The 2,175-nt window shown below is 58.6% G+C and carries 1 protein-coding gene; it reads left to right on the forward strand.

Going from position 1 to position 2,175, the window contains the following annotated elements:
* Positions 1–222 precede the first annotated feature (222 nt).
* The coding region (locus CHB90_RS25810) for a heavy metal translocating P-type ATPase (protein ID WP_089280547.1) at positions 223–2,175 on the forward strand (1,953 nt) is incomplete at its 3' end.

The raw sequence follows: 2,175 nt of genomic DNA on the forward strand, positions 1-2,175 counted from the left end.
GTAGGGTCAAGCGGTTTTCGGTTTTAAACTAACAGTTTTCGCCGAGACCGGTGCGTCGGCATTTGATGTCCTGCAATCACCAGGGCAGGGTTTTTACATACATTCCTTTAAAGGCAGAGTTTTGCAGATTTCGATCGTGAAAAAAAGTCTTGATCTTTTTGCTTGAGCTTCCAGTGACTGGAAGCCCTATGTAAGTCTCATATCAAAAATAAGGCTCATGTCATGACGAACGAATTCCAGACAACACTCAGCATCGAAGGTATGAGCTGTGCGTCCTGCGTGGGGCGGGTTGAAAGAACTTTGTCTGCGCTTGATGGCGTGTCCGGTGTTGCCGTCAATCTTGCCTCGGAGACGGCCCGCTTTACTCTTGCGGACACGACAAGGCAGGCGGAAGTTGTGCAGGCTTTGCACTCTCTGGGCTATCCGGCGCGCATATCAAAGATCACCTTGAACATAGCCTCCATGTCCTGTGCTTCTTGTGTTGGACGCGTCGACAAGGCCTTGGCGGATGTGCCGGGGGTTGTTGCGGTAGCGGTGAATTTGGCTGCTGAGACAGCGATGGTGGAATACCTTGAAGGCGTCGCATCGGCGCATGATCTGATGGCCGCCTCTGCGGCGATAGGATACCCCGCAGAGGTCGCGGAAGCGAACGCCAGTCAATCCCGCGTCGAACGCAAAGCAGATGAGGCCCGCGCGCTTTCGCGTCGGGTGGCAATTGCGGCGGCCCTTGCACTCCCGGTCTTTGTTCTGGAAATGGGCGCACATTTGATCCCCGCATTTCATATGGCGATCGAAAACAGTATCGGAACACAGACATCCTGGCTGATCCAGTTTGTGCTGACGACGATCGTTTTGTTCGGCCCCGGACGACATTTCTTTTCCAAAGGCTTACTGGCCTTGCTCAGGGGTGCGCCTGACATGAACAGCCTTGTGGCTGTCGGAACAGGGGCGGCGTGGAGCTATTCGGTCGTCGCCACCTTCCTTCCTTGGGTGCTGCCTGAAGGGGTGCGCGCAGTGTATTTTGAGGCTGCGGCGGTCATCGTTGTTCTTATCCTTATCGGGCGCTGGCTTGAAGCCCGCGCCAAGGGACGGACAGGCGCCGCCATTCAGGCGCTCTTGGGTCTGCAGGTGCGCACCGCGAGGGTGATACGGGACGGGGAAGCGACCGAAGTAGATGTCGACAGTCTGGCAGTCGGCGATGTGATCCTGGTGCGTCCGGGTGACCGAATTCCGGTCGACGGCACAGTGACAGACGGCACGAGCAATGTTGATGAAAGCATGATCACGGGCGAGCCTCTGCCCGTCTCCAAAGCTGCCGGTGCAACAGTCACCGGCGGCACAGTCAACGGAACTGGTAGTTTGACATTCCAGGCTGCGAGGGTCGGGGCCGATACAACGCTGGCGCAGATAATTCGCATGGTCGAAGAAGCGCAAAGCGCGAAGCTGCCTATTCAAGGCCTCGTTGACCGTGTCACCCTTTGGTTCGTTCCGGCAGTGATGGCGCTCGCAGCGTTAACAGTCCTTGTTTGGCTGGTGGTCGGACCGGACCCCGGGCTGACGTTCGCACTGGTTGCCGGTGTATCCGTGCTGATCATTGCCTGCCCTTGCGCCATGGGTCTGGCCACGCCCACGTCCATCATGGTGGGCACGGGCCGCGCTGCCGAAATGGGTGTGCTGTTCCGCAAGGGGGATGCGCTTCAGGAACTGTCTGAGGTTGATGTGATCGCACTCGACAAGACCGGGACGGTGACAGAGGGCAAGCCCTCACTGACAGATCTGGTCGTCACGGACGGTTTTGACCGTGACAAGGTGCTTGCCCTGATCGCAGCGGTCGAGGCGCAATCCGAGCATCCCATTGCAGAGGCAATTGTCCGCAGCGCGCGCAACGAGGGGATCAATGTGCCACATGCCACCGGCTTTCGGTCGATCACCGGCTACGGCGTGGCTGCGACCGTGGATGGGCAGGACGTCATGGTCGGCGCAGATCGTTACATGGAGCGTGAAGGCGTCGACATCTCGGCATTGGTCGATACGGAGAGTGATCTTGCGATGCGCGGGCGGACGGCGCTCTATGCCGCCATCGACGGACGGTTGGCAGCCGTGATCGCCGTCGCCGATCCGGTAAAACCCGCGAGCCGTATTGCCATCGCGGCGTTGCATAACCGCGGTTTCAAG

The organism is Antarctobacter heliothermus, from assembly GCF_900188425.1.
Classification (GTDB): Bacteria; Pseudomonadota; Alphaproteobacteria; order Rhodobacterales; family Rhodobacteraceae; genus Antarctobacter; species Antarctobacter heliothermus.